Genomic DNA, 26468 nt, shown 5'->3' on the forward strand with positions numbered 1-26468 from the left:
TTTAGAACAATTTGTAAATAAATTTCAAGCCGCCTGCAGCAACGAGATCCATCAACCCAACAATCGCAGTAATAACTAATGTAGCGCCTAAAACAATCATTGTTGATTGCTGTAATTGCTCCCAGTTTGGCCAGGTTACCTTGTCAGTCAACTCTTTAATAGAGTCACGGAAGTAGTTAGTTACTTTATTCATTTTTTAATATGCAATTTAATGATGCAAATTAGCAAATATAAAAATGTGCAAATGCATTCTTAACCGGAAAATGTGTTATAAAAAGCACATTTTCAAATCTTGCACATTTGCACATTGCTCAGCACGGGCAGAGAGATTCGAACTCCCATCAACGGTTTTGGAGACCGCTATTCTGCCATTGAACTATGCCCGTAGAAACAATTAGCTAATTAGCAATTTCGCCAATTAGCTAATTGAATTTATGTAAGGTAATCCTTATTTCAGAATTTCAGTTACCTGACCAGCACCTACTGTACGGCCACCTTCACGAATCGCGAATTTCAAACCTTTTTCCATCGCGATTGGTTGGATCAACTTAACAGTCAGTGATGTATTATCACCAGGCATTACCATTTCAGTACCTGCAGGTAATTCAACCTCACCAGTTACGTCAGTTGTACGGAAGTAGAACTGAGGACGGTATTTTTGGAAGAATGGAGTGTGACGACCACCTTCTTCTTTGCTCAGTACGTAAACTTCACCTTTGAATTCAGTGTGCGGAGTGATAGAACCTGGTTTGCAAATTACCATACCGCGACGGATTTGAGTTTTATCAATACCACGCAACAGCAGACCTGCGTTATCACCAGCTTCACCTTCATCCAACAGTTTGCGGAACATTTCCACACCGGTACAAGTTGAAGTAAGAGGAGCTTCCATCAAACCTACGATTTCAACTGGTTCACCTACTTTAATACGACCTCTTTCAATACGGCCAGTAGCAACAGTACCACGACCAGTGATAGAGAATACGTCCTCAACAGACATCAGGAATGGTAAATCTACTGGACGAGGAGGCAGAGGAATGTAAGTATCTACAGCTTCCATCAGCTCTTCTACAGCTTTAACCCATTTATCTTCACCAGCTAAAGCACCAGTTGCAGAACCTTTGATTATTGGAGTATTGTCACCATCGAAACCATAAGAGCTCAACAATTCACGGATTTCCATTTCAACCAGCTCTAACAATTCAGGATCATCAACCAAGTCAACTTTGTTCATGAAAACTACAATACGAGGTACACCTACCTGACGAGCCAAAAGGATGTGCTCTTTTGTCTGAGGCATAGGACCATCTGTAGCAGCCACAACTAAGATTGCACCGTCCATCTGAGCCGCACCGGTAATCATGTTTTTCACATAGTCAGCGTGACCAGGACAGTCAACGTGAGCATAGTGACGATTAGCAGTTTGATATTCAACGTGTGCAGTATTGATAGTAATACCACGCTCTTTTTCTTCAGGGGCACCATCGATTTCATCATATTTTTTTGCTGTCGCCAAACCTTTCTGAGCCAGAATGGTTGTAATAGCGGCAGTCAAAGTGGTTTTACCGTGGTCTACGTGACCAATGGTACCAACGTTAACGTGAGGTTTATCCCTCTTAAAGGTCTCTTTAGACATCGTTATCGGTTTTTAGTTGTGGAGTTAAATTTATATTCTTCTATAATTCCGTTATGCTTGAAAGTCATTACTTATTTTAGCTTTTTAAACCTTTCAGCAAAGCCTCAATACCTTTCAAAAAAGCTTCGAGCCGTTGATGAGAATTGAACTCACGACCTCTTCCTTACCAAGGAAGTGCTCTACCACTGAGCTACAACGGCTTTTCAAAGTCATTGAATCAGTGGCCAAAAGCCTTCAGTCATTGATTGCTCAATGACTATTGACTAAATAACTAATGACTTCATTTGAGCGGGAGACGAGGCTCGAACTCGCCACCTATAGCTTGGAAGGCTATCGCTCTACCAAATGAGCTACTCCCGCTTATTTAATTAAATGTAAACTCCAAAAACTCCGCAAAGTTCTTGAAATTTTCAACACTTAACATTTAAAGAACTATCCAATTTTATTGAACAAACTTTCTCATTGAAAATTTGCCAATCTTCAAATTATTCCGTGGGCAGGAGTGGATTCGAACCACTGAAGTCGAAAGACAGCGGATTTACAGTCCGCCCCATTTGGCCGCTCTGGAACCTGCCCCAATTTTATCAATTTTTTGCCTCGCGAAGTACGTTGTAATTATTCACAATTACAAATCATAATTCAAAATCAAAAAAATGCTTCTTTAGAGCCACTTGTCGGAATCGAACCAACGACCTACTGATTACAAATCAGTTGCTCTACCAGCTGAGCTAAAGTGGCGCATTCAATAACATTTGAACAAAATGCACGATTAAAGCAACAACAAACACCCTGTTTTCAACTGCTTAATTAGTCGAGTAAAAGTGGCATCTTATTCATTTACAAAGAACTGTGTTCCGTTTTTGGGAAGGCAAAAGTAAAGGAATTTGTATTACCACAAAAAAAATGATGAAAAATATTTTTTACAAAAAAAAAGACCCCCAATCCTGGAGGTCTTTTTCTATTAAGCAAACTGCTTTTCTTTTTTCCGTTTAATCTGATTTACCAACGAGTCAAACGCTTCATCAAAAGAAGCTTCAAACGACTTGCTTGTTGCTTTTACAAAAAAATCGGCTCTTGGAACATGCACTCTGATTTCAGCAATCTTATCTTTGATCGTATGCACTACATTGTCAAGCTTCAGAAACACATCTACCTTAATAATCCGGTCATGAAACGTGTTCAACTTCTCTAATTTGCTTGTGACATAATCGACCAATTTTCGATCTGCATCAAAATGAAGCGTCTGAATGTGTACCGTCATAGAACTCGGTTTTAAACGTGAAACAATAAGTTAAAGAACTGTCATAAATGAATTGAGGTTACTGTTATGAAGTTAAAGGTTAAACACTTCTTTTCCAAGAAAAGGCCTGCTTTTTTATATATTCTGCAAAAAATCAAGCCTTAGGATGAGCTTTGTTATAAACGCTCTTTAACTTCTCAATGGAATTATGAGTATACACCTGTGTTGCAGCCAGACTGCTATGCCCCAACAACTCCTTGACAGCATTGATATCAGCTCCATTATTTGTTAAATGGGTGGCAAAAGTATGTCTCAATACGTGAGGACTACGTTTTTCAATAGTTGTTACCATGCTTAGGTATTTTTTTACTATTGCATACACTCCTCTCCTGTTCAACTCTCCTCCTTTTTCATTCACCAAAAGACATTCGTTTAAACTATTGAATGATGCTTCTTTTTTGAAAGATATATAGGTCAATATCTCATTCATAAGTTCTGGGGCAACAGGAATTACTCTTTCCTTCCCTCCTTTACCTAATACTTTTATGGTCGAATTGGCCTTATTCACATGACCTTCCTTTAAAGTAACCAGTTCCGTCACCCGGAGACCTGTCTGGTAGAAAATAAGCAAAAGCAACCTGTCAGTCCTCCCCTTCCAATCGTCACCAAAATCCACATGCCTGAACAAAGTGTCAATCTCCGACTCGGAAACAAAATTGGGAAGCCGCTTTTCTGACTTGGGGGCTATGATTTTATTCATAGGAGTCTGTGTCAACACGCCTACCTTCATTTGGTATTTAAAAAAGGAACGTAAGGTTGAAATCTTCCGGTTGATGGTTTTTGCAGTCATCCCCTCATCTTTTATTGAAGCCAGCCAGCTACGTATATAAATATGAGAGATCTGGGATTGTTCCACACCACCAAGGCTCGTAACCAGGTAGTCAAAAAAGGAAATCAAGTCCGTTTGATAAGAAAGAATAGTATGCTGAGAATACCGCTTCTCAAACTTGAGAAAGTCCAAAAAAGGCTGGATGATCTGTTCTGTTGATGACATAAAAAAAGATAGCTGCAAAGTAACAAATACTTTGCAGCTATCTTAAATATAGAGATTAGTAAAACTTTTAAAATATCAGCCTTTTCAATGGCTTGGTATGCTAAGCTTTACTTCCGGCAACTACCGGTATATTTTTTAATCCTCCGAGGTATTAAGATTCGATCTTTCCGCTGGCTATTTGTTGCTTGTAAACAGCTTTCAAAACCTCGCCTCTGCGTTTAACAGAAGGTTTTGTAAAGGACTGTCTTTCACGCAACTGCAACAAGATTTTAGCTTTTTCGAATTTCTTTTTATACTTCTTTAAAGCCTTGTCTATGTTTTCGCAGTCTTTTGAATCAATGATTAGCATGCTTATATACCTCCTTTAATTTTTTTAGGATGGCAAAGATAGTATTAAATATCATTTTTTGCCAAAATAAAATTTAAAACTCCGAATTTTACCGCATGTTTACGGGAATAATTGAAGCCGTGGGCCAGGTTCAGGAAATAACCGGTCACGGAACAAACAAAACTTTCTGGATTTCTGCTCCGCTCACCAGCGAATTAAAAGTAGACCAAAGCATAGCTCACAATGGCGTTTGCCTCACTATAGAGGAAATAAAAGCCCCCCTCTACCGGGTAACAGCCGTCAAAGAAACCCTCGATAAAACCAATCTAGGCTCTTGGCTAGTTGGCTCATATATAAACCTCGAACGCAGTTTGCTGCCTTCCAGCCGCCTCGATGGTCATTTTGTACAGGGCCATGTAGACACTACAGGCCTTTGCAAATCCATCAAAGACTGCAACGGGAGCTATGAAATAGAATTCGAATTTCCCGAAGAGCACGCCCCCCTAATCATCGAAAAAGGCTCCATCTGCATAAACGGCATCAGCCTCACTGCCTTCGGCGTTCAAAGAACTACCTTCAAGGTCGCCATCATCCCATTCACCTGGGAACATACGAACCTCCAGTATCTAAAGGAAGGCGATAAAGTGAATTTGGAGTTTGATATGGTAGGGAAGTATATTATACGAAAGCAGGCGCTTAATATTATGTAAACAATGAACCAAAGATCAATTAGGAAGCTAAAGGCGCCTCTGCTGTTATTACTTGTCTGCTTAATTGCGTACCTGCCCCTCAGTTCATTCTTATTTTCTCTTAAGAATGATGCATTTATTTATAATTTTCCTAACAAGTTCTTTTTTTCAGAAGCTCTTAGGCATGGTTACCTGCCCGTATGGAATCCTTACTTAAATTTTGGCTTCCCACTATATGCAGATCCAGGCTTTGCCTGGTGGCATCCTATTACGTGGCTTTTTGGATTAATTGGATATAACGCCTATACATTTACCATTGAAGTATTGCTGTATATCTATATAGCAGGACTGGGAATGTACAGGCTGGGGAGAAACCTTAATTTCCTTAAAAAGACTTCCTTTATAATGGGATGCATGTTTATGTGCTGTGGCTTCTTTATAGGGAACCTTCAACACATTAACTTTCTAACTTGTGCAGCTTTTCTTCCTTGGCTAATCTCCTTTTGGCTTTTATATCAGCAGAAGCCTAATGTTAAAAATCTGCTCGGATTTGGCATATCCACATACCTTTTATGTGCAGGAGGACATCCAGCAATTCCAATTGCTACAGCATTTTATGGATGCATCCTTGTTATTTTACATCCTCTTTTTTCCCATTCTTACAATAAGCTGAAGGAATTTATTATTTTAAACTTTAAACTAATAATTATAAGTTTTCTGTTCCTATCCCCTCTTCTATTTTCATATTTCACATTGTTTCCTTTTTATTCCAGGGCTGGAGCAGTGAATCACCTCGAAAGTACCAATGTTGGTTTCACACTTCCATCCTATATATCATTTGTACTGCCGTTAAGTACTATAAAGAACTCTACTTTCTTTTTAACGGACGTTTCCATGCGAAACGCATATTTTTCATTACTGGGTTTTATTTCTTTCCTAGTGTTTTTAATCAATGATCGGAAAAACATCCTTCAAAAAATATTTTGCATTGCAGGCCTGATAATGTTGATTTTATCCTTTGGAGGCAATGTAAAAGAAAGTATTTATGTTCACCTGCCTTTATTAAAATCGGTAAGGACAAATGGAGAATACAGAGTATTTGCTATTTTCTCATTAATTCTTTGTGGTTCTTTTGAAATCAACCAAATTTATTCAGGAAACGATGCTTACAAAAGTAAATTGAAGTTGCTTCTTAAAGGATTTGCAATCTTTCTTTTGTTGGGAGCCATTATAATTGCAATTTTATTGAACCCAAATTTGAATCTTTCTATAAGCGCAACATCAGGAATTCAACTGATCAAGAATGTAATCGATAATATAACTTTTAAACACACGCTTCTAATATCTCTTTTAGTTGCAAGCTTTCTTTCCGTCGTTTACTTGTGGTCAATTTACCGGAATAATTGGAAGGATATTCTACTATTAGTTTTCTTACTTGACATTTGTTTGAATTCCTGGTTATTATTACCTATTACAGGCGTTGGCAGAACCAGCGTTTTCAAAATGCAACAAATCATCTCAAAAAGTCCAAATGGATTTCCCTCTCCCACCTCCATCAATGGCAAGACTTCCCAGGACATAAATGAAGAAGAAAAAGCATTAATAGGCAACTGGTCATGGTATGATAAGCAAATTGTACATCCCAAAATTGAATATCCATCTCTATTAAATGGAACTGAACGTTTTTATCAAAGCAGTGATACTGCACTAGTAAAAATTAAACCATTTGCCTTCCTATTGAGCAATCTTAATGCAAATATTGGAATAGCTCATTTTACTCCTAATTCATTTTCTCTAAACCTTCATGTACCAAGAACTGACACCTTAATTATCCTGCAAAACCATTTCCCAGGATGGAAGGCATATATAAATGATAAAAGAGTACCAATATTTCCCTATTGTGAAACCTTTATGGCTATTGCCGTAAATGAAAATTCCCAAAAAGTAACGTTAAGCTTTACACCTGCCCATTAGTGAATTTTCAACCCACAATTAATTATCTTCGAAGAGTCTTGATTGAATCAAATTCAATTTACTCAATCTGTACTTTATTGAATTGATCAATACCCCCAAACCATATATTACACTTTGTTTAAAATTAATGCTTGAAGCATCCTCGAAATACTTGGTAGGACATGTAATCTCAGCAACATAATATCCCTTATATAATATTTGGCAAAGCAATTCATTATCAAAAATGAAACCATTGGAATTCTTATTATAGGTTATACTCTTTAAAACTTGAGCGGAAAAAGCTCTATACCCAGTATGATATTCAGATAATTTTTGACCAATCAGCAAGTTCTGTAAAAAAGTAAGCAGCCTATTAAAAAAATACTTATATAAAGGCATTCCACCGCGAAGAGCTCCATTGCCTAAAATTCTTGAACCGAGTACAACTTGATAAACTTCATTTGAAATCAAATATGCCATGGAATGAATTAACTTAGGAGTGTATTGATAATCAGGATGCAACATGATTATTATATCACCATTCATTTCTAATGCTTTATTATAGCAACTCTTCTGATTGGCACCATATCCAGAGTTATTATCGTGCAATACAATTACAGAAATGCCAAGCTTATTGGCAACAGCAATAGTGTCATCATTGCTTTTATCATCAACCAATACAACTTGATCAACAATGTCGAACGGAATTTCAGAATAAGTCCTCTCTAGGGTTTTACCGGCATTGTATGCAGGTAAAACAACAACAAGTTTTTTCCCTCTTATCATTAGTATATTTTACTCGCCGCTTGATAATCTTACATTTGTAGCAAATAAAGATTGTATTGTTTATCCTTGTTTAGTAGTCTTTTGAAGATAACATGCCTTTGTTGCAAATACATTTCTAAAGCGCCCTTGTTATTTGTCAAAACAAGACATGCTTGTTCAAATTTCATACGATCTGTGAACATTTCAAAAGGAACGTCATAATAATTTAAGTAGTAGTCAATCCCTGTCTGGCCAAAATCATCCCAAACAAAAAGCTTAATATTATTCTTCAAAATTATTTTTCTCGCTAATAAAGTCACCTCTTCTGCATTAAAATTTACAAGGTAATAATGGTTTCTTAGATCATGTTGATGTAATGAGAATTCATTATTGCGCTTAGAATTATTCAAAAGAATTGCAAATGAAAAAATTAAACTAAAAATATTACCAGCAATTAGATAATTAAGATACTTTTTAAATCTATAATTCCACAATATTGACTTCTCTATTGTTGAAGTTACTATAATTACAAAAAATGGAAACAAGGAAAGAAAAGTCCTTTGAATTATTATAGAACCATGTATGAAAAAAAGTAAAAATGGCATTGAGAAGCAGAAAAAAGGAAAGTAGATATTAGAATAGGATTTAAATTTTAAAAACTTGCAAAACTGGACTACCCATAAAATCAAAAACAAGTATAAATAGTACCGGATATCGGAGAAATGGAAATAAATAGCAAAAGCCTGGATTAGATTTTTAAAACTAAATAAATGAAATGAAGAAAGTAATGGATTTTCCGGCTGCAACTGAAGAAGCCATTTATAATACAATAAAACACCAAGAGTAATTAACCCCAGACCAGTCCCAATTAGGAAAATACCTTTCGAACTAATTTCCTTTTTTAAGAAAGTGTATGAAGTAAATGGGAAAAGACAAAGTGTAAAGCAGAAAATTAAATAAGATACATTTATGTAAATATTAGTTGGCAAACAAAGCAAACTTAACCCTGATAGTAGAATAAAATATGCGACCTTCTTAAATGTTGGTTTATTTTTTAAGAGATCTAAAAAGACAAAATATTGAAGTAAGGTCAAAAGTATACTTAAAGAATAGCCACGCAATTGAACACCGAAATCAATAATGACAATTGAAGTGCACCAAATTGAAACTCCTACTTCTGCAAAATGTCTCCCATAGTGATTTCTTGCGCCAAAGTAAAAAATTACAACGCCTAAAATAGAATAAAGGAAAGGAATTAATCTAAGGAGATAGGGTGCCTCAAGGGCGCTCTTAATATCATTTATTCCAAATATTCTTGCAAACCACTGAACAGAAACATTGAAAAGGACATGATTGTTAGTACTATGGTAATCAAATAATGTTGTTTTAAATGGAACAAAATCAAAATGTACCAATGTATAAACTTCATCTTGCCAGAAATCATTACAAAGAAAAAAGATTAAACCACTACAGAATATAAAAAAAGTAAATATTAGTAAAAGTTGGGTTCCATTTAACTTCTTCTTTAGTTTATTCATTTGATCTCGGCCCCTAATTTTCAAATACTAACCCAATAATATTCACCCTTGCTATCTTAAAATATTTGATACAGCAATAATTTATTATTACAATTTGAAGTATTAATATAATTATTTTTTCTATTTTATCTCATTAGGTACATTTTACCATAACCTTTATTGAAATATTTGTCTGTTTGATCATCTTCAGCTTTATACTTATCAAGCGACTTACCATTCAAACTAGTTACAACTCGATATAGATATACCCCATTTGCAAGCTTTTGTCCATATTGATCTGTACCATCCCATTTAAATTCAGTTATATTTCTGCCAATATGTAAATAGCCCAATTCCTGTTTAGTTATTTCTCTAACCACTTTACCGGTAATAGTAAGAATTTGAATTTTCATATTCTGAGGCACTTCGCTACCCGTTAAGGTAAACACAAATGCTGTTGACGTCGTAAAAGGATTGGGATAATTAAACATATTGGATATCATAGGTTTATTAATCACCTTGAACGCTATTCTATATTCTGTATTTCCTGCCTTATTACCACTTTTATCCTCTCCATAAACAATCAACTCATAGTCACCATCCTCAGTAAAATAGGGATTGAATTCAATTGTTGCAGTATTATCTGTCCCCACAACTGCCGGCACAAAGCGTAAAGTATCACTATCTTGTGAGAATGTCCGAATGGTATTATCCGGATATCTCACCTTCACTGTCAATAAGGAAGAGTCATTCAACAAAAGCTTACTTGATTCGTCCTTCATTTTGATGACAATGTTCGGCTTTGATGCGACTATATCGCCATTCAAAATATGAATATTATCAAATGTAACATCTAAAATGGGACTTGCTAAATCCTGATTTACATAAAAATCTTTATAGATAAAATTATTAAAATGGAATTGCTCTGGCTGGTCATTATCTGGATTTACTTCTACATATAAAGTATTTCTGCCTGTAAATTGCTTGGAATCTGCAATTGAAGAAACATGTAGCGTGTCATTTTCGCCTAATGGCCTCTGTTTTACAACCGGAAGAACATGCCTTACATTATTTGCATCAATAATTACCAAATTCAACTTTATGCTATCAAATGAAGTTTTACTTACATTCTTAAATGCCACTTTGAAATTGATTTCCTCACCAGCTTCTAACGAATCCTTCATACTAAAGTAAATATTGGGCGCAATGGCTCCTTCTGGTATCGGATCATAAGTAAGTCTCCAATATTTCAACTGATGCGGTAAATAATCAGTCGTATCCATTGTAGTCATGTATAGCTGCAGATAAGGATATTTCGAGGCACTTATGGATGAAATATCTGTTACTTTATTATCAACTTCAATAGAATTGAATAAAGTGTCTTTGCTATTATCGGTTCTGATACCAATAATTTTTGAGAAAGTAATAGTCTTTTGATTTTCAATAGCACCTTCCCACATAAACGTCCTCCATGATTTTGCTGGACCAAATACAGGCGACTCCACAACCCCATTATTTCCTCTAGAAAAAACTGTGGATGTTATTTTAACATTATCATAGATTCCCTGTGTATATGCATATTTAGGCTTAAAGGAATTATTGTTTTTCTGATAGATTAATATCCATGCTCTTGGGCGATCAATAGAATCTATATTGGCAAAGCCTGCTTGTAACAATTTATGATAAAGTGAATTACCACTACCAAATAAAGCAGTATCTGAGCGCCAGTTTGATGAATAAGAAGCAGTGGTATTATAATCAATACTTCTTACCACAACATAAGATCCATTGGGAATCGTATCCATAAAATTCATGATTAATTTACGGCTGGCAGAAGTCAAATAAGAAAATTCAAAATTGTAATTCCTAGTTGGTTTGCAATTCGCTGAGCCACTGCCGTACAAATATAAATTTGCACCATTGTCATCTACATTCTTCCAAGGTTTAAGTGTTTTAGCATCAAACACGTTAAAGATTAATGACCTACCGACACATGCACTTCGCATGGCATACTCAGTATTTAAGTTTACTGCAAAATCAGCATCGGTACTACCACCAGTTGGAAAAATTGTATTGGTTGCATATAAATCATTAGGAATTAATCCAAACTCCCATTTTCTTGAAGCGGAATCTAAATACATTTTTTTTGATTCAGACTTTAAATGCTGATAATAATGCGACTGATTAAATCCTGATTCACTATCCTTTAGATAAATAAAAGAAGCATTACTCCAATGATACTCGCCTGAAGCAGGCACAATTGCTACTCTCCAATAATAAACTGTATTATTTCTTAGCGTTACTCCAGGTTGATACTCTAGCATTCCGCCTCTTGATTCTATTGTTTTAGTTACCTTTAAAGGCGAATTGAATAACTCCGTTGTATCCATTTCAACTTTATAATTCTTTAATAAACTAAATGGATCAGCTGTAGATGCCGATAGTTTCACATTTGGATCATTGACAATGGCGTAATTGTAAGGATAGATTGGACGAGCCTCGTCCTGGTAAATAAATACTTCCTTCGTAGTAGTATTATTATTTTCAAACAGTTCATCAACTGCATTATCTGCATCAATGGTAATTGTCAGTTTATTTAACCCCTTATCTCTTTGTGGATCAATTGGCAAATTCAAAATAATGGAATCAGATAATAGTAAACCATTTAAAGTATCTCGATAAACTACCTGAGAAGTTTGATCAGGATATTCACGTTTTATCTCAACTGCAATATCTCTGTTTACAGCGGCTCCAATATTTAAGAACTTAGCTTTTACTTTAAATGATGGTTCTGAAATAGATACAAAAGTGGGAGATACAGTAACCAATTGATCATTGACAAAATAATCTGGCTTCGGATGGGTATTTAATTTAATAGATGGGTCTCCATGATAAGCCATTTGCTCCATATTGCACCGAAAGTAAAAATCTTCCGGGGCCATGCTATGTATCTTGTCAGCAGCAATATTTAAAACATCACCTATTGATTTCCCATAATCTGTTCTACTAATTGTATTGTAAACGTTCTGACTCCACGTATCTAAAATCCTTACAACACCATAATGGGTACTGGCAATAAACCCGATAGTACCTTTACTTGGTGTTAAGACATAGCTCTCAGATAGTGTCTGTTTTACAGAATAACGAGATGTATTAAAATCATAAATATTACCAACATTACAACCCATAGCAATAAATAAGGGATACTTTCCTTTGTTATTATAACTTTCAGGATTGTCGAGATTGAAGGATAAAGTACTTGCTCCAGAATGCCCAAAATAGGTAATCAAGCTCATTCCTTCAGTAAAAAGGTTATTCAGAACGACACTGTTAATTTGCTCAACATTATTACCAGTTTGCTTTGTTAATGTTGTCACCTTCGCACCGTATAGTGTATCACTAATAATTGAATTTAATGACGACATACTACTTTCTAAGGTTGCTTGTAACACTGGCTCACTTACACCTATAATGTGTAACACATTTTTCATCCATAGTTTATCCTTTGCCTCTGGCGAAACCAGTGCTTGTGCTTGAGCAGCATCAAATTCTTTCGCTTTATCTAAGTAGTCTATTACTTCTTGTGCATTAATGGCTGATATACGGCCTATTGAAACCCTACCCACAGAACTACCCGGATCTGCAGTCAGTAACACATCTGAAGCAGGCGAACCAAAAGTGGGAACAAGGTTGAGTAGGTTAATGTTTACATTACTCTCATTATAACGTTGTGCTGTATAATCTACGCCTTTCCCAAGCAGCAAAACATGCTTTGGTGCTGTTGTAAAATGTTGCCTTGCAAATAAGATGAAATTCCTGAGGCCAACAGGATGCTTTTTGATACCAAAGGCAAACTGGTCCGTTAGTTCATCAACCAAGCAAACTTTAGCATTATATCCGCCACCCGCTGCCGAACTGCGGTACGCCCTATATTCTTCAACCGGATTTGAACCATTAGTACCATTAAATAAAAGCGGATTCGATATTAGAAGAAAATCGCCTTGATTGGCAACATCAGCATAATTAATAAAATTTCGCTGTTGTAAGGCGGTTACACTGTTTATGTTTGTGCTTTCCTCATTTATTAAAACATAACGAGCTTCCAAAGATGGCTGAATCACAAACTTTACCAATGGCTTAGCCGATATATCGCCAACATACCTCTTTCCATTGGTAAGGTCATATAATACAGGAGCTACTGTACCGAAAGCAAAGTTGGAAATTTCCAGGTACCTTTTGTTTGAACTTGATGGTAATATAAATTCATAGTTTTTAGATGCACCAAAGTTGAACAAACGAGGATATGTCAGCTCGTATTTATGGATTACCATGTTTCCTGCTGAATTGGTTACCCTAACAGTAGCAGTTCCTGAAGATAATTTAGACAAGGGAAATGCCACAGAATCTGTCGTATACTCAAAATAGTTGAAAGCCTTATTGAGGATCGTATCCGAATTAATTAGAACAGAATATGTTCTAATATCTATCGAATTTCCTGAAACCGAAATCTTAAACTTTGGACTTGGACCAGAAGGATAAACAAATAAATTATTGTATGAGGTCGTATGATTCCCCCCTCCTCCAATATCACCAGATGTCCATCCCTCACCTTGGTCATAAGATGATGAATATAAATAAGCACCAGGATAATAGGCTAATCCACCATTAATCTTATTTCCGGTATAATTACCAATCGTATACATGAAATACGGCTCTGGTGCAAGTGTATTACCAGCGGTTTCATTAACTATTGTTGCTAACCTTGTATTTCCACCGGAAGGGTTAACAGTCAAGAAGTAATAGGCTGTATCACTAATTAAACTGTAATAATCATTCAACTGGTATTCAGGCTTGCGGTAAAGCCCTTTGTCAGCTTTACCATTATTTTTTTCACCCCAAAATTCTATATAATCACTGCTCCCTAATGTTCCTGAAGGTGTAGAAGTATAAATCGGTATTTCCGCCCCATCTCTCCACAATTGAAAATGTTCTGCAGGCACATTACCTAAACCAGCACTTGCTAATACAGATTGAGGTATGCGATAAACCCCGGAATTACGTAGTTTAAACTTATAATAAGTCTTACTATAATCAATCCATTCGTTATTGTACACTTGTCCCTTAGCTACAAAGCTGCAAGCGAGCAATAAACAAAACAGAACTTTTTTCATGCATAAACATTTTTGGGATACAGATATTTTAAACTTCTATTAATCGTCTCCTCTGCTTAGATCAAATTGAAGCGAAAATATATGGGTGAATAAAGGATTGGATTGGTTAGCCAGGTTTGAAAAAGCATAATCTATTTGCACATTTTTTATCCTAAATCCGGCTCCTAAGGATGGCTGATATATCCATACTTTCTTCTGATTTGTCAAATCACCATCTTTCAACGCTTTCTGAAAATTATTGATCCCACCTCTTAGATAAAAAACATCATTAACATTAAATTCCAATCCCAATTTAGGATCAATACTTACAGTGTTGGCACTTACCAAAGTATTGCGTTTACCATCAAAAGTCAAGTCGCAGTTTGCCTCTGCCAACAGGCTTGCTTTTTCACTAAACTCAAAGTTCCGGGCAATTCCTAAAATCAGACGAGGAGCAGTTAATTCTGTAGACCTTATTGGAATATCATTATTAGTGAGGTAAAAAACTTCCTTCTCCCTTTCTCTGAATGTAAAGTTCCAGGTATTGAAAGTTGTGGTGATATCCCTGCCCGCTATGGCAAATTTCCAACCACCCTTTAAGTACTGTAGTCCTGCATCTAGTCCAAAACCTACAGCCTTGGCAAAACTGCCAACGCTCCGGTGTATTACTTTTGCATTCACACCAAAATGAACATCCCGGTCCTCATCATAATTTATTTTTTGAGCCAAGGATACAATAAATGCATAATCTGCAGAACTGAATGAAGTAATATTATTATAATTAATAGAACCATCGGGCTCAACCAGGTAAAGTGTATTAGGAATATCATCAACAGCAAAACGCAAAACCGTTAAGCCAAGCGTCCGCCGGTTTTCAGCCAAGGGTAACGCAATACTTCCATAATCATACTTACCTATTTGTCCGAAGTATTCTGCGTGCATTAAGTTAACATTAGGATGATCCTTAACGTTAGCCAAGCCTGCAGGATTCCAGTAACCTGCCGTTCCGTCTTTAACTGATGCTACCTGGGAGCTCCCCATGCCCAGCCCTCGCGCTCCAGCGCCTATATTTAAAAATTCATTGGAATACTTGCGCCACTGACCAAATGATGCAATACCAGCAAAGCAGAAGAAAATGGTGAGAAAAAAAGCGGTATTCTTCATTAGACAGTTTTCAGATAAGCAATTAAGGTTTCGTTTTACTTGAGTTGAATCAAGCAAAAATAATTTTTATTAAAGACAGATGCAATAGCAAAACATATTAAAATTAAATTGCAATATAATACAAAATCAGTTGCTTTGAAGGGCAAAAAACGCATAAGTTTACTTGATATTGCACTTTCTCTAAGCAATCCCCTTTTATCACAATTTCCAATAAGTATAAACACTTGACCTACGAAGTTTAATGTCAATGAATAACAATAACTTTAAATTACAAGTTCCTCAATCATTGAAACAAAATACCATATATTCTTTAAAGGGGTTATTTCTCTCGCTAAAATCACTTTATTAAAAGTTCATCCTTCGTTGCTACTTCCACCCTATGCCCTTCGTAATCCATACTAAAGCCTAGGATAAAGCAAACTCACTCCTACTTAAATGTTATATATAAATTGTTTCCACACTGTTTCCCCTTTTACTGAACTACCTACCTCTGAGATTTGATCATTGATCATTTTATTACGCCCTTATCAAAAATTACAAAACTCAAGCTCCTCACCCTATAGGCTTTAATAATTAAACTTAAGCCTTTAAACCCCGATATCCACATAATCGTACTTACTTTTGCTGCTCAAAATTGACAATACATATGAATCTTATAGAAGAACTAAGCTGGAGGGGAATGATCCAGGACATTATGCCGGGAACAGAAGATCAACTCCAAAAAGAGATGACTTCCGGCTACATTGGCTTCGACCCTACAGCAGATTCACTGCATATTGGTAGCCTTGTACCTATATTGCTATTGGTGCACCTGCAAAGGGCTGGCCACAAGCCTTATGCTTTGGTAGGAGGCGCTACTGGCATGGTTGGAGACCCGAGTGGAAGAAGCCTGGAGCGCAATCTTTTGAGCGAAGATGTTCTTCAGAAAAACCTGGAAGGAATTAAAAGTCAGCTGCAAAAGTATCTTGACTTTGACTCTTCTAAACCAACTGCCGCAGAACTGGTTAATAATTATGATTGGTTTAAAAACATAAATTTCCTTGACTTTATTCGTGATGCAGGTAAGCATATTACCGTGAATTACATGCTGAATAAGGACAGCGTACGCAAGCGAATAGAAAGCGAATCAGGCATATCATTTACCGAATTTACCTATCAATTAATTCAAGGTTATGACTTCTACTGGCTATATCAAAATAAGAATTGTAAACTGCAAATGGGCGGCAGCGATCAGTGGGGTAACATTACAACTGGTACAGAGCTTATTCGCAGAAAGGTCGGTGGTGAAGCCTTTGCTTTCACCTGCCCACTGATTACAAAAGCCGATGGAGGCAAATTTGGTAAAACTGAGCAAGGAAACATCTGGCTTGATCCTGAAAAGACAACTCCTTACCAATTTTACCAATTCTGGTTAAATGCTGCTGATGCCGATGCTGAAAAATGGATCAAGATCTTTACTTTACTTGACCGACCTCAAATTGAAGAATTGATAGAAAAGCAAAAGGAAGATGCGAGTAAAAGAGTTATACAGAAAGCCTTGGCAAAAGAAGCCACCATTTTTATTCACGGGGAAGAAGAATATAAAAAGGCTATAGAAACTACAGAGAAGTTATTCAGTCAGCAAAATGCTCCAGCAGAATCTCTGAGCATTGAAGATTTGGAAAGTATACAGGGTATTGAAAAAGTAGATATTTCAAAAGAGTCATTATCGCAAGGAATTGATATTGTGAACTTCCTGGCCGAAACAAAGATATTTCCCAGCAAAGGTGAAGCTCGTAAAATGATTCAGAATGGTGGTGTAAGTATCAACAGGAATAAGGTCCAAAGCCTTGACTTTACAATAGAAGCCTCACTTCTACTTCATCAACAGTATCTTCTGATACAAAAAGGAAAGAAGAATTACTACCTGGTTAAAGTAGTCTGATAAAAGTTTTTAGCATTTTTTCGAAGGCCCGGATGATTAGACAAACTTAAGTCGCATCATGCGGGCCTCTTATTTAGAATTAACTATCGTGTATATAATATTGAAAAAATTAGCCAACATAAATTGCTTTTCCATGAAGTAAAATAACGGCTGAAAGTGCCAGGATAAAAAAAATAAGGTGACTATTCTGTCACACATTTCAGTGCTATTAACAAATAGCTTATTCTATTAAAAATGGAAAAAGTTGAAGATATTTCTGAAATAAATTTGGCTGGATTTACCTGAACTTTTATTTTTGCACTCCATTTAGCGATTGAGCTATGGTGTAACGGTAGCACTACAGATTTTGGTTCTGTCTGTCTAGGTTCGAATCCTAGTAGCTCAACAACCGGTTAGAAGTTTTCTAACCGGTTTTTTATTATAATTAACGCTCCTTAAACAAGTATTTATACTTTAGCTTATTACCTATATCTTCTTTTCTGGCCATATTCCTATGTTAGCTTAATACTGAAATAACTGGTTGGGACGCAATGAAGAAGCAGGCTATTCATATCGCATCAATCAAATTATATAAATACTCTCCTTGATTGTACCAAAACTTTGATAAGAAGCTTTCTCCAACTTCTTGTGCTTTTGTTTCTATAAAGTTGACTAATTTTTCTTGTTTATTCTTTCGAAGAAGTGAATTGAAAATAGGTAAGGTATTATACCATAATATCATGCGCAGTCATTAATGGTCGAAGCCCTAAAAGGACAGTGCGAGAAGCGTGTGGCACATCATATTTGATGATGGTTTTGTTCCCACCAAAACCATTAAAACGCTCATATGAAGTCTGATTTCTCCGACTTCATAAATAAATACTGAGTAAATATCCTCTGAAAAGTTTTTTTTAATATTGACAGCTTTTAGGAGTGATCCCTTTGTCATAGATATAGACACCTAACTCATAACGCAAATAATGATTTCATCGAGTTTTGAAACTAACATCATACATACTGTGTGAGGTTGGATGAGGAATGAAAACAGGAATGCCAACCTTGGTGGGCATTGGGGGTAAATAAAAAGGCCGCATTGCTGCGGCCTTGAATTTTATAAAGAAACAAATTATTGTTGTTGATCTTTATTTTTTTCTTCCTGCTGTAATCTTTCTTTGATTTGAGCCAGAGCACCCAGGTCTCCCAAGGTTGGCTTTTCAACTTTGCCTTGCAGGTTCTTAACTGCTTTTTTGGTTTTGTCAGCTTCAGCTCTTGCTTCCTTGCGGGCAGCGTCTTTTTCCTGAGCTTGAGCTTGTTCCCAAATGCGAGCATGAGAAACCACAATGCGTTTTTCGTTGCGATCAAATTCAATAACCATGAATTCTGCAGTTTCATCTGCACCCACGCTCTTACCATCTTCTTTAGTCAGGTGGCGGTTAGGCGCAAAACCTTCCAGACCATAAGGTAACTGTACGATAGCACCTTTGTCGTCTTTGCGGGAAACTGTTCCTTCGTGGATAGAACCTACAGCGAAAGTATCCTGCAGGCTGGTCCAAGGATCTTCTTCCAATTGTTTGTGACCCAGTTGCAGTTTGCGGTTTTCTTTGTCTATGCCAAGAATAATTACCTCGATGTTCTCACCAACTTTAGTGTACTCAGTTGGGTGGTTGAAACGTTTCAGCCAGCTCAGGTCAGAGATGTGAATCATACCGCCAATACCAGCAGTCAATTCAACAAACACACCATAAGGAGTGATGTTTTTCACCACACCTGAATGACGGCTGCCTTCTGGGAATTTAGTTTCAATATCACTCCAAGGATCTTCAGAAAGCTGTTTGATTGAAAGGCTCATCTTGCGGCTGTCTTTATCCAGAGTCACCACTTTAGCTTCATGCTCGTCGCCAAGTTTGAAGAATTCTTTAGCGTTGATTGGTGTGTTAGCCCAAGTAATTTCAGATACGTGTACCAGGCCTTCTACACCAGGCATGATTTCAAGGAATGCACCGTAGTCTTCAATATTCACTACTTTACCTTTAACGATAGCACCTTCCTGAATGGTATCAGGCAGCACATCCCAAGGATGAGGAGTTAATTGTTTCAGACCCAGAGAGATGCGTTTTTTCTCGTCGTCGAAATCCAGAACTACTACATTCAGTTTCTGATCGAGTTTCAACACTTCGCTTGGGTGGTTGATACGGCCCCATGAAATATCGGTGATGTACAACAAACCATCTAAGCCGCCAAGGTCCATGAACGCACCGAAGTCGGTGATGTTCTTAACAGTACCTTCCAGTACCTGGCCTTTTTCAAGCTTGCCAATGATTTGAGCACGTTGAGCTTCGATATCGCTTTCGATAAGAGCTTTGTGAGATACAACGGCATTCTTGATGGCTTCGTTGATTTTAACCACTTTGAATTCCATTGTTTTGTTCACGAACTGATCGTAATCTGTAACAGGCTTAACGTCGATCTGAGAACCTGGCAAGAAGGTTTCCATACCAAATACGTCTACGATCAAGCCACCTTTAGTTTTGCTGGTAACAGTACCGGTAACGATTTCGCCAGTTTTGTGAATTTCAACGATACGTTCCCAAGCACGAGTGATGCGGGCTTGTTTACGGCTGAGGTTCAGATGACCATCTCTGTCTTCTTTTTCTACAACCATAACTTCCACTTCATCACCTACTTTCAGGTTCTGCAGGTCGCGGAATTCGTTCAGAGAAACCAGACCGTCGCTTTTGAAACCAATGTTCAGAACAACGTCAGTTTTTGTGATACCAACAACCAGACCTTTAATCAGTTCACCGTCGTTGATTTGTACGAAAGTATTATCATATACTTTGTCGTACTTTTCTTTTTCGTCTTTGCTGTAAGAGGCAACATTGCGTTTGTCAATGCTCCAGTCGAAATCATCATGAGCTGTTTCTACTACAGGCTCCTGTGCAACTTTTTGTTCAGCAACAGGTTGTGCTGCAGCAGCTTCAGCCTGAACAGGTTCATTTGTTGTCGCTGTAGATGCAGCAGCAGCTTCTTGAGCTACCGGAGCATTCTCCTGTCCTTCAGCGTTTGGGTTAATAATATTATTTTGATCCATAAAAAACCCGGTGGTTTTATCCGGGGCGGCAAAGATAGCCAATTGTTTGAAGTTTGGGGATTAGAGTTTGCAGATTTTTGTTATAATTGAGGCAGTTAGATAGTGTAAAGTTTAAGGTTTCAAGAATTGGTTAAGAGTTTGAAGCTAGGGGGTACATAAGGGAGTTGATACGCCTTAGGTACGGAGTAGATAGGGAGTATACAGGGAGCATGTAGTTAGCATGTACTTAGCATGTTTACTATAACTCTACTATAACTTTACTATAAGTTTACTGTAAGTTTTCTATAACATTACTATAAGGGGTGGCCTATAAGTTTATTGGGATACTGACCGATTGTTAGAAATAAAAAGGCTGATGGTGTTGACATCAGCCAATGGAAATGTGATGAGTTTATATTTAGTTTGAAATATCAATAGCCTGTTGCTCCGTCGCGAACACGGATTTTTTTCTTGCCGGCATTTTTCTTTTCATAATCGAGGACTGCCTGAGGCTTGGGCAGTTTTTTCTTATTATCTAATTCTTCATCTCCGTCAGTTGTTGCAGCTTTTGTCTTAGTATTAGAATTGGTATTGCTGGGGTTATCTGTTACTGCGATAGGTGCAAGGTTATCGTCATCACCTTTGGTTTTTAGTTTATCGAAAACCCAATCTTCTTTTTTGTCCACTTTGCCACTAAACTGATCATAGTATTTCCAGGTACCATGCTTCAAAGTAGTTCCTTCCAACTTCACGACTCTTTTTTCAACCACTTTTGTAGGGTCGTTTACATCATATACGTCAACCGTATCATAAGGGTTCTCTGGATTTACAGCCTTCCAGCTTTCTTCGCGTATGGGATTGCCCATCTGATTCAGGTAAAGACACTTTCCATTTTTTTGTCCCCAGCGGTAATTTTCAACTGCCATCAGGTCGCCTTCCAGAGAAAAAAGCCGCCATGTGCCTTCCTTCTTACTATTTTCGAAAACGCCTTCTTCCTCATAACCACGTTCTCCCCTCACATCATCAACATGTACCACCCAACGGCCCTGCTTCAAACCTTTCATATCCACACAGTTCAAGGTATCGCCTTTTACACCAATGATGTATTCTTTGCATTGGGAGAAAGCATTGAAGCTTATTAACAATAATATCAAAGTGAGTATTCGCATAACGGCACGATTATAAGTAAATAACGTCAAAAACATTGAATTTATGTTTTCAAAATTATTTTAAAGTGTTGTTTATTTAGCCAGTGTCCTTCCTTGTTACAATTTTACCAAATGAGATCGAAATAAAGGAATGTTGAGGAATTATTTTATATAGACAGAAAAGGAATGTTTTTATTTAATCAAATTACAGGATATTGAGGATTGAAAGGGTGGAAAAGGTGGAAAGATGACTGGAGAAAGGTGTCAATTCTTAAAAAATAAGTAAAAGGAAGCCCAGGCCATAACAGATATTTTTGTAAGGAATGAAAAAACAATCAAAGGAAGTCAGGTTATTTTTTTTCAGCCAGCAGTTTGAAGACGGCATCAGAATTACTCTTGCTGTTTTACTGCCGGCTTTGATAGGATCTTTTCTTAACGAATTTGGATTAGGGCTCACATTTTCGTTAGGGGCACTGTGTACTAGTCTTGTGGATGCCCCTGGCCCTATCATTCACCGCAAGAACAGTATGTTTTTCTGCCTGATGGCAGTTTTCCTTGTTACTATTGCGACAGGCTTTGCCCGCCAGAGCAATTTCATCATGGGAATTGAGGTGTTTTTGTTCAGCTTCTTTTTTTCCATGTTTAATGTTTATGGTCAAAGAGCAGCCCTTGTTGGCAGTGCGGCCCTGCTTTCGATGGCGCTGACCATGGATAAACCGGTTGACCCGTGGCAAGTGGTACCACAAAGCTTTATTATTTTTTGCGGTGGTATTTGGTATATGACCATCAGCCTGCTTTCTTACAGAGTGCGTCCATACAGGGCTGCCCAGAGAGCATTGGGTGAATGTATCAGGGAACTAGGCATTTTTTTGAGTATCAAAGCAAAATTTTATGATGCGGATACTGACCTGGACGAAAACTACAGGCAACTTGTTGCGCAACAAATCGTGGTGAACGAAAAACAGGATGCAGTACGGGAGCTCATGTTTAAAACAAGGCAAATTGTAAAGGATACAACTCCTGAAGGCAGGAGGCTTGTGCTTGCTTTTACAGATACCGTTGACTTGTTTGAAGATATGACAGCCGCTTACTATGACTACAGCATGCTTCGGGCTCGCTATGGACAAAGCAGCATTTTAAAAGATATTCATGCGCTTGCTATGGAGTTGGCAAATGAACTGGACAATATAGGCGCAGCCATCTTTTCCAATGATTCTTACCGCATCAAATTGAAAGCAGATGAAACACTTTTGCAACTAAAGAAAAAGATTGATGAGCAAGCTGCAAATGAGTTAGATAAAAGTAACCTGATCTTAAAAAAGATGCTGGTGAACATTCGTAAGATGATGCAGCGGATAAATGATATTGCCATCTATTTTGAAAGTTCTGAGAAAAAATTCAACAAAGAAACCAAAACGGATTATGCCCAATTTGTAGGGCATCAAAGCCTGGATGCTAAAATTTTCCTGAATAACCTCAATTTTGAATCAGCCGTATTTAAACACTCCTTCCGTGTGGGAGTAGCCTGTATTATAGGCTTTGTGATTGCCAAGTCGTTTGCTTATAGCCAACACAGCTATTGGATACTGATGACAATTGCCTTCATGTTGAAGCCGGCATTTAGTCTGACCAAACAGCGGAACTATGAGCGTATCATCGGGACGCTCATAGGCGGAGTTATTGGTGCAACAATTTTGCACTTCATTGATAATAAGGATATACTGTTTGCCCTAATGGTCTTGCTTATGATCGCTACTTACAGTTTTCAACGAGTAAAATACTTTGTGTCGGTTATTTGCATGACTCCATTTATTCTAATTCTTTTTGCTTTTTTAGGAGTTGGGTTTGTAGAATTGATCAAGGAAAGAGTATTTGATACGGTGATTGGCTGTGTTATTGCTTTTCTTAGCGGATATCTACTGTTTCCTATCTGGGAATCGGCCCAACTTCATACCTACTTAAAAAACATGCTGCAGGCCAATTACAAATACCTGTACAAAGTGGCTGAAGGTTTAGCAGGTAAGGTGGTGAACGTAACAGATTACAAGCTTGCACGTAAAGAAGTATATGTAAATTCCGCGAATTTGTCTGCGGCATTCCAGCGCATGCTTTCAGAACCTAAGAGTACACAAAAGAATAAGACAGAAATACACCAGTTCGTGGTATTGAATCACATCCTGTTTTCTAATATTGCGACGCTTGCATCTACAGTGCTCCATCAAAAAGGGAAAGTGTACCCAGAAGATGTGATACGTTCTGTTCGTAAGGTACTTGGAATTTTATGCGACACTTTAAATAAGCTGGAACACAACTTTACTTCCGGAGCGGAACAAATACTGATTGAATATAAACATGAAGGACAGTTGGTGCAAAGTGCTGATGATGTGTTGTTGAAAGAACAACTGGATTTTGTGTACAGGTTGAGTAAGGATATTGGGAAAGTGACGGAGGCGATAGTGAACTAATCTAAATCCAGATTCCAAGTAGTGGAATCTGGATTTAGATTAATTATTTGCTTAACAGATAGTGAACGGCGAGTTCGTATCCTTTAAGTCCGAGGCCGATGATGCTTCCTGCGGCTTTTGCTGATACGTGGGAAAGCTTGCGAAATTCTTCTCTTGCATGGACGTTGGAAATGTGTACTTCTACAACGGGCGTTTTGATGGCAGCAATAGCATCGCCAATGGCAACTGATGTATGCGTATAACCTCCGGGGTTCATAATGATACCATCATAGTCGAAACCTACGCGCTGTAATTCATTAATGAGTTCTCCTTCTACATTGCTTTGATAATAGTGAAAGGAGATATCAGGGAATTTTGCCTGCAGCGATTTGAAAAAGTCTTCAAACGACTGGCTGCCATAAATGCCAGGTTCTCTTTTACCTAATAAATTCAGGTTAGGGCCATTGATGATTGCAATTTTCATGGCGCGAAGGTAACCACAGATAGCGGGATTTAAGATGGAGGAGAAAGTGAAATGAAAAAGTCCCGCGGGGCGGGACTTTTTGTTATTTATGATTTTTAACTAGGTTGATGAAGTCGTCAAAGAGGTAACGGCTGTCATTGGGACCTGGGGTGCTTTCTGGGTGGTATTGAACAGAGAAAGCTGGTTTACCTTTAACACGGATACCTTCAATTGACTGGTCGTTCAGATTGACGTGTGTGATTTCAATGTGATCAGCCTTTTTAACTGCTTCAGGGTCTACACCAAAACCATGGTTTTGTGTAGTGATCTCACAACGGCCTGTTATCAGGTTTTTAACCGGGTGATTTACACCTCTATGACCATGGTGCATTTTGAAAGTTGGAATATCATTGGCAAGGGCCAGCAACTGGTGTCCAAGGCAGATGCCGAATGTTGGCTTTTCTTCTTTCAAGATGCCCTTGATTGTATCTACAGCATAATCCATTGAAGCAGGATCGCCTGGACCATTTGAAATGAAGTAACCAGCTGGATTGAATTTCTTCACTTCTTCCAAACAGGTTTTTGCAGGAAATACCTTTACATAAGCACCTCTGCTCACCATGCAGTTCAGGATATTACGTTTGATACCATAATCCATTACTGCTATACGAACAGGAGAAGAAGGATCGCCTAACTCATAAGGAACATTAGTGCTAACAAAAGATGCTAATTCCAGACCTGACATATCAGGTACTTCAGACAACTTCTTCTTAAGCACCTCTGCATCCAGAATTTCTGAAGAAATGATACAGTTCATTGCTCCTTTGCTGCGGATATGTGTTACCAATGCGCGTGTATCAACACCTTCAATAGCAACAATGTTTTGACTTTTGAGGTATTCATCCAAGGAACCTTGAGCTTTTTTACGAGAGTAAAGTTCTTCAAGGTTTCTGCCGATCAGGCCTTTAATTTTAATGCCATCAGACTCTACATCTTCAATGCTTATTCCGTAGTTGCCAATGTGAACATTGTTCATGATCAACACTTGACCGAAATAAGAAGGATCGGTAAAAACTTCCTGGTAGCCAGTCATGCCGGTATTGAAACAAATTTCACCGCCGGTTGTGCCTATAGCGCCGAAGGCTTTACCGTAGCAAGTGGTACCATCTTCTAAAACTAATACTGCAGGTTTATTCTCCATTTTTATTTTGATTACGCAAAGAAACGAATTCAGAACGTTTTACTGTGTTTAAATTTTGAATTTTAGCTAAACAGTTTGTTAGGAAAAGTAGTGGGTGGGCATAAAAAAGGCAAGATTAAAAAATCTTGCCTTTGGTCTTATTAAACATTTTTCATTAACCTTCCTGAGTTGGTTCAGTAGATGAAGCTTCAGTCGTAGGTTGATCTGCTGCAGCTTGTGCTTCAGGAGCAGCTTCAGCACCTTCAGCCTTTTTGCGGCTACCACCACGACGAGTTCTCTTTGCTGGTTCTTTAGCTTCAGCAGCTTTACCTTTTCCGTAGATTTCGTTGAAATCTACAAGTTCGATCATAGCTAATTCAGCGTTATCACCAGGACGGATGCCTAATTTGATGATGCGGGTATAACCACCAGGACGGCCACCAACTTTAGGACCGATTACGTTGAACAATTCAGTTACAGCGTATTTGTCTTGCAGGTAGCTGAACACGATACGACGTTGGTGAGTTTCGTTCACTTTACTTTTTGTAACCAAAGGTTCTGCGTAAGTACGCAAAGCTTTTGCTTTAGCCAAAGTAGTTACAATGCGTTTGTGCATAAATAACTGAGAAGCAAGGTTGCTCAGCAACGCATCTCTGTGCGACTTTGTACGACCGAGGTTGTTAATTTTGTCTCCGTGACGCATGACATTTGTGTTTTATTCAGCTGCACCGTGTCAGGATTTGCAGCCTACGTTATAAATAATG

18 protein-coding genes and 6 tRNA genes are annotated in these 26468 nt (G+C 37.6%); 5 read left to right on the plus strand and 19 right to left on the minus strand.

Annotated elements, in window-relative coordinates; all coding sequences use genetic code 11:
- Nucleotide 1 precedes the first annotated feature (1 nt).
- From secE to rpsU, 10 genes are all read right to left on the minus strand, one after another.
- Entirely contained in the window at nucleotides 2-193 is a 192-nt protein-coding gene (secE, locus tag OCK74_RS12875; RefSeq protein ID WP_279297461.1) for a preprotein translocase subunit SecE, read from the minus strand.
- 122 nt (nucleotides 194-315) lie between these two features.
- Nucleotides 316-386: transfer RNA gene (locus OCK74_RS12880), tRNA-Trp, on the minus strand.
- A 62-nt stretch (nucleotides 387-448) separates the two neighbouring features.
- Entirely contained in the window at nucleotides 449-1636 is a 1188-nt protein-coding gene (gene tuf, locus OCK74_RS12885; protein ID WP_279297462.1) for an elongation factor Tu, read from the minus strand.
- Between the two features lie 128 nt (nucleotides 1637-1764).
- A tRNA-Thr gene (locus OCK74_RS12890) sits at nucleotides 1765-1836 on the minus strand.
- Between the two features lie 87 nt (nucleotides 1837-1923).
- A tRNA-Gly gene (locus tag OCK74_RS12895) sits at nucleotides 1924-1996 on the minus strand.
- Nucleotides 1997-2129: 133 nt separating this feature from the next.
- Nucleotides 2130-2212 (minus strand) — tRNA-Tyr (locus OCK74_RS12900).
- Nucleotides 2213-2301: 89 nt separating this feature from the next.
- Nucleotides 2302-2374 (minus strand) — tRNA-Thr (locus OCK74_RS12905).
- Nucleotides 2375-2597: 223 nt separating this feature from the next.
- The gene (hpf, locus tag OCK74_RS12910; protein WP_279297463.1) at nucleotides 2598-2897 is read right to left on the minus strand and encodes a ribosome hibernation-promoting factor, HPF/YfiA family; all 300 of its coding nucleotides are present in this window, start codon (nucleotides 2895-2897) and stop codon (nucleotides 2598-2600) included.
- A 133-nt stretch (nucleotides 2898-3030) separates the two neighbouring features.
- Nucleotides 3031-3930, minus strand: a complete 900-nt coding sequence (locus tag OCK74_RS12915; protein WP_279297464.1) for a tyrosine-type recombinase/integrase — start codon at nucleotides 3928-3930, stop codon at nucleotides 3031-3033.
- A gap of 151 nt (nucleotides 3931-4081) precedes the next feature.
- Nucleotides 4082-4279, minus strand: coding sequence for a 30S ribosomal protein S21 (gene rpsU, locus OCK74_RS12920; RefSeq protein WP_174205484.1), 198 nt, complete (start codon nucleotides 4277-4279; stop codon nucleotides 4082-4084).
- A 95-nt stretch (nucleotides 4280-4374) separates the two neighbouring features.
- On the opposite strand from rpsU, the gene OCK74_RS12925 reads away from it, so the two are divergent.
- Nucleotides 4375-4968 (plus strand): riboflavin synthase, encoded by a 594-nt coding sequence (locus tag OCK74_RS12925; protein ID WP_279297465.1) that lies wholly within the window; start codon nucleotides 4375-4377, stop codon nucleotides 4966-4968.
- A gap of 873 nt (nucleotides 4969-5841) precedes the next feature.
- On the plus strand, nucleotides 5842-6921 hold the full coding sequence (locus OCK74_RS12930) for a hypothetical protein (RefSeq protein WP_279297466.1): 1080 nt from the start codon (nucleotides 5842-5844) through the stop codon (nucleotides 6919-6921).
- Between the two features lie 18 nt (nucleotides 6922-6939).
- On the opposite strand, the gene OCK74_RS12935 is transcribed toward OCK74_RS12930, so the two are convergent.
- The 4 genes from OCK74_RS12935 to OCK74_RS12950 all read right to left on the minus strand — a co-directional run bounded on the left by OCK74_RS12935 (nucleotide 6940) and on the right by OCK74_RS12950 (nucleotide 15496).
- The gene (locus tag OCK74_RS12935) at nucleotides 6940-7686 is read right to left on the minus strand and encodes a glycosyltransferase family 2 protein (protein WP_279297467.1); all 747 of its coding nucleotides are present in this window, start codon (nucleotides 7684-7686) and stop codon (nucleotides 6940-6942) included.
- A 29-nt stretch (nucleotides 7687-7715) separates the two neighbouring features.
- Nucleotides 7716-9203: a hypothetical protein gene (locus OCK74_RS12940; RefSeq protein WP_279297468.1), complete on the minus strand. Its 1488-nt coding sequence runs from the start codon at nucleotides 9201-9203 to the stop codon at nucleotides 7716-7718.
- A gap of 125 nt (nucleotides 9204-9328) precedes the next feature.
- Complete coding sequence (porU2, locus tag OCK74_RS12945) at nucleotides 9329-14353, minus strand: putative type IX secretion system sortase PorU2 (protein WP_480287581.1); 5025 nt, start codon at nucleotides 14351-14353, stop codon at nucleotides 9329-9331.
- A 39-nt stretch (nucleotides 14354-14392) separates the two neighbouring features.
- Complete coding sequence (locus OCK74_RS12950) at nucleotides 14393-15496, minus strand: putative type IX sorting system protein PorV2 (protein WP_279297470.1); 1104 nt, start codon at nucleotides 15494-15496, stop codon at nucleotides 14393-14395.
- A gap of 646 nt (nucleotides 15497-16142) precedes the next feature.
- On the opposite strand from OCK74_RS12950, the gene tyrS reads away from it, so the two are divergent.
- Together tyrS and OCK74_RS12960 are read left to right on the plus strand one after the other, a co-directional pair.
- A complete protein-coding gene (gene tyrS / locus OCK74_RS12955; RefSeq protein ID WP_279297471.1) occupies nucleotides 16143-17420 on the plus strand; it encodes a tyrosine--tRNA ligase in 1278 nt (425 codons plus the stop codon).
- Between the two features lie 314 nt (nucleotides 17421-17734).
- Nucleotides 17735-17805, plus strand: a tRNA-Gln gene (locus tag OCK74_RS12960).
- 720 nt (nucleotides 17806-18525) lie between these two features.
- Here the strand turns inward: OCK74_RS12960 and rpsA are convergent.
- Both rpsA and OCK74_RS12970 read right to left on the minus strand, forming a co-directional pair.
- Nucleotides 18526-20532, minus strand: a complete 2007-nt coding sequence (gene rpsA / locus OCK74_RS12965) for a 30S ribosomal protein S1 (protein WP_279297472.1) — start codon at nucleotides 20530-20532, stop codon at nucleotides 18526-18528.
- A gap of 368 nt (nucleotides 20533-20900) precedes the next feature.
- Entirely contained in the window at nucleotides 20901-21638 is a 738-nt protein-coding gene (locus OCK74_RS12970) for a toxin-antitoxin system YwqK family antitoxin (protein ID WP_279297473.1), read from the minus strand.
- Between the two features lie 302 nt (nucleotides 21639-21940).
- Here OCK74_RS12970 and OCK74_RS12975 point away from each other — a divergent pair, with 302 nt between their 5' ends.
- Entirely contained in the window at nucleotides 21941-24082 is a 2142-nt protein-coding gene (locus OCK74_RS12975) for an FUSC family protein (RefSeq protein WP_279297474.1), read from the plus strand.
- Between the two features lie 43 nt (nucleotides 24083-24125).
- Here OCK74_RS12975 and aroQ read toward each other — a convergent pair whose 3' ends face one another.
- From aroQ to rplQ, 3 genes are all read right to left on the minus strand, one after another.
- Nucleotides 24126-24545, minus strand: coding sequence for a type II 3-dehydroquinate dehydratase (aroQ, locus tag OCK74_RS12980; RefSeq protein WP_279297475.1), 420 nt, complete (start codon nucleotides 24543-24545; stop codon nucleotides 24126-24128).
- An 82-nt stretch (nucleotides 24546-24627) separates the two neighbouring features.
- Complete coding sequence (gene carA, locus OCK74_RS12985; protein WP_279297476.1) at nucleotides 24628-25725, minus strand: glutamine-hydrolyzing carbamoyl-phosphate synthase small subunit; 1098 nt, start codon at nucleotides 25723-25725, stop codon at nucleotides 24628-24630.
- 154 nt (nucleotides 25726-25879) lie between these two features.
- Complete coding sequence (gene rplQ, locus OCK74_RS12990; protein WP_279297477.1) at nucleotides 25880-26407, minus strand: 50S ribosomal protein L17; 528 nt, start codon at nucleotides 26405-26407, stop codon at nucleotides 25880-25882.
- Nucleotides 26408-26468 lie beyond the last annotated feature (61 nt).

Origin of the sequence: Paraflavisolibacter caeni, assembly GCF_025628885.1 — a bacterium.
GTDB lineage: Bacteria > Bacteroidota > Bacteroidia > Chitinophagales > Chitinophagaceae > Flavisolibacter > Flavisolibacter caeni.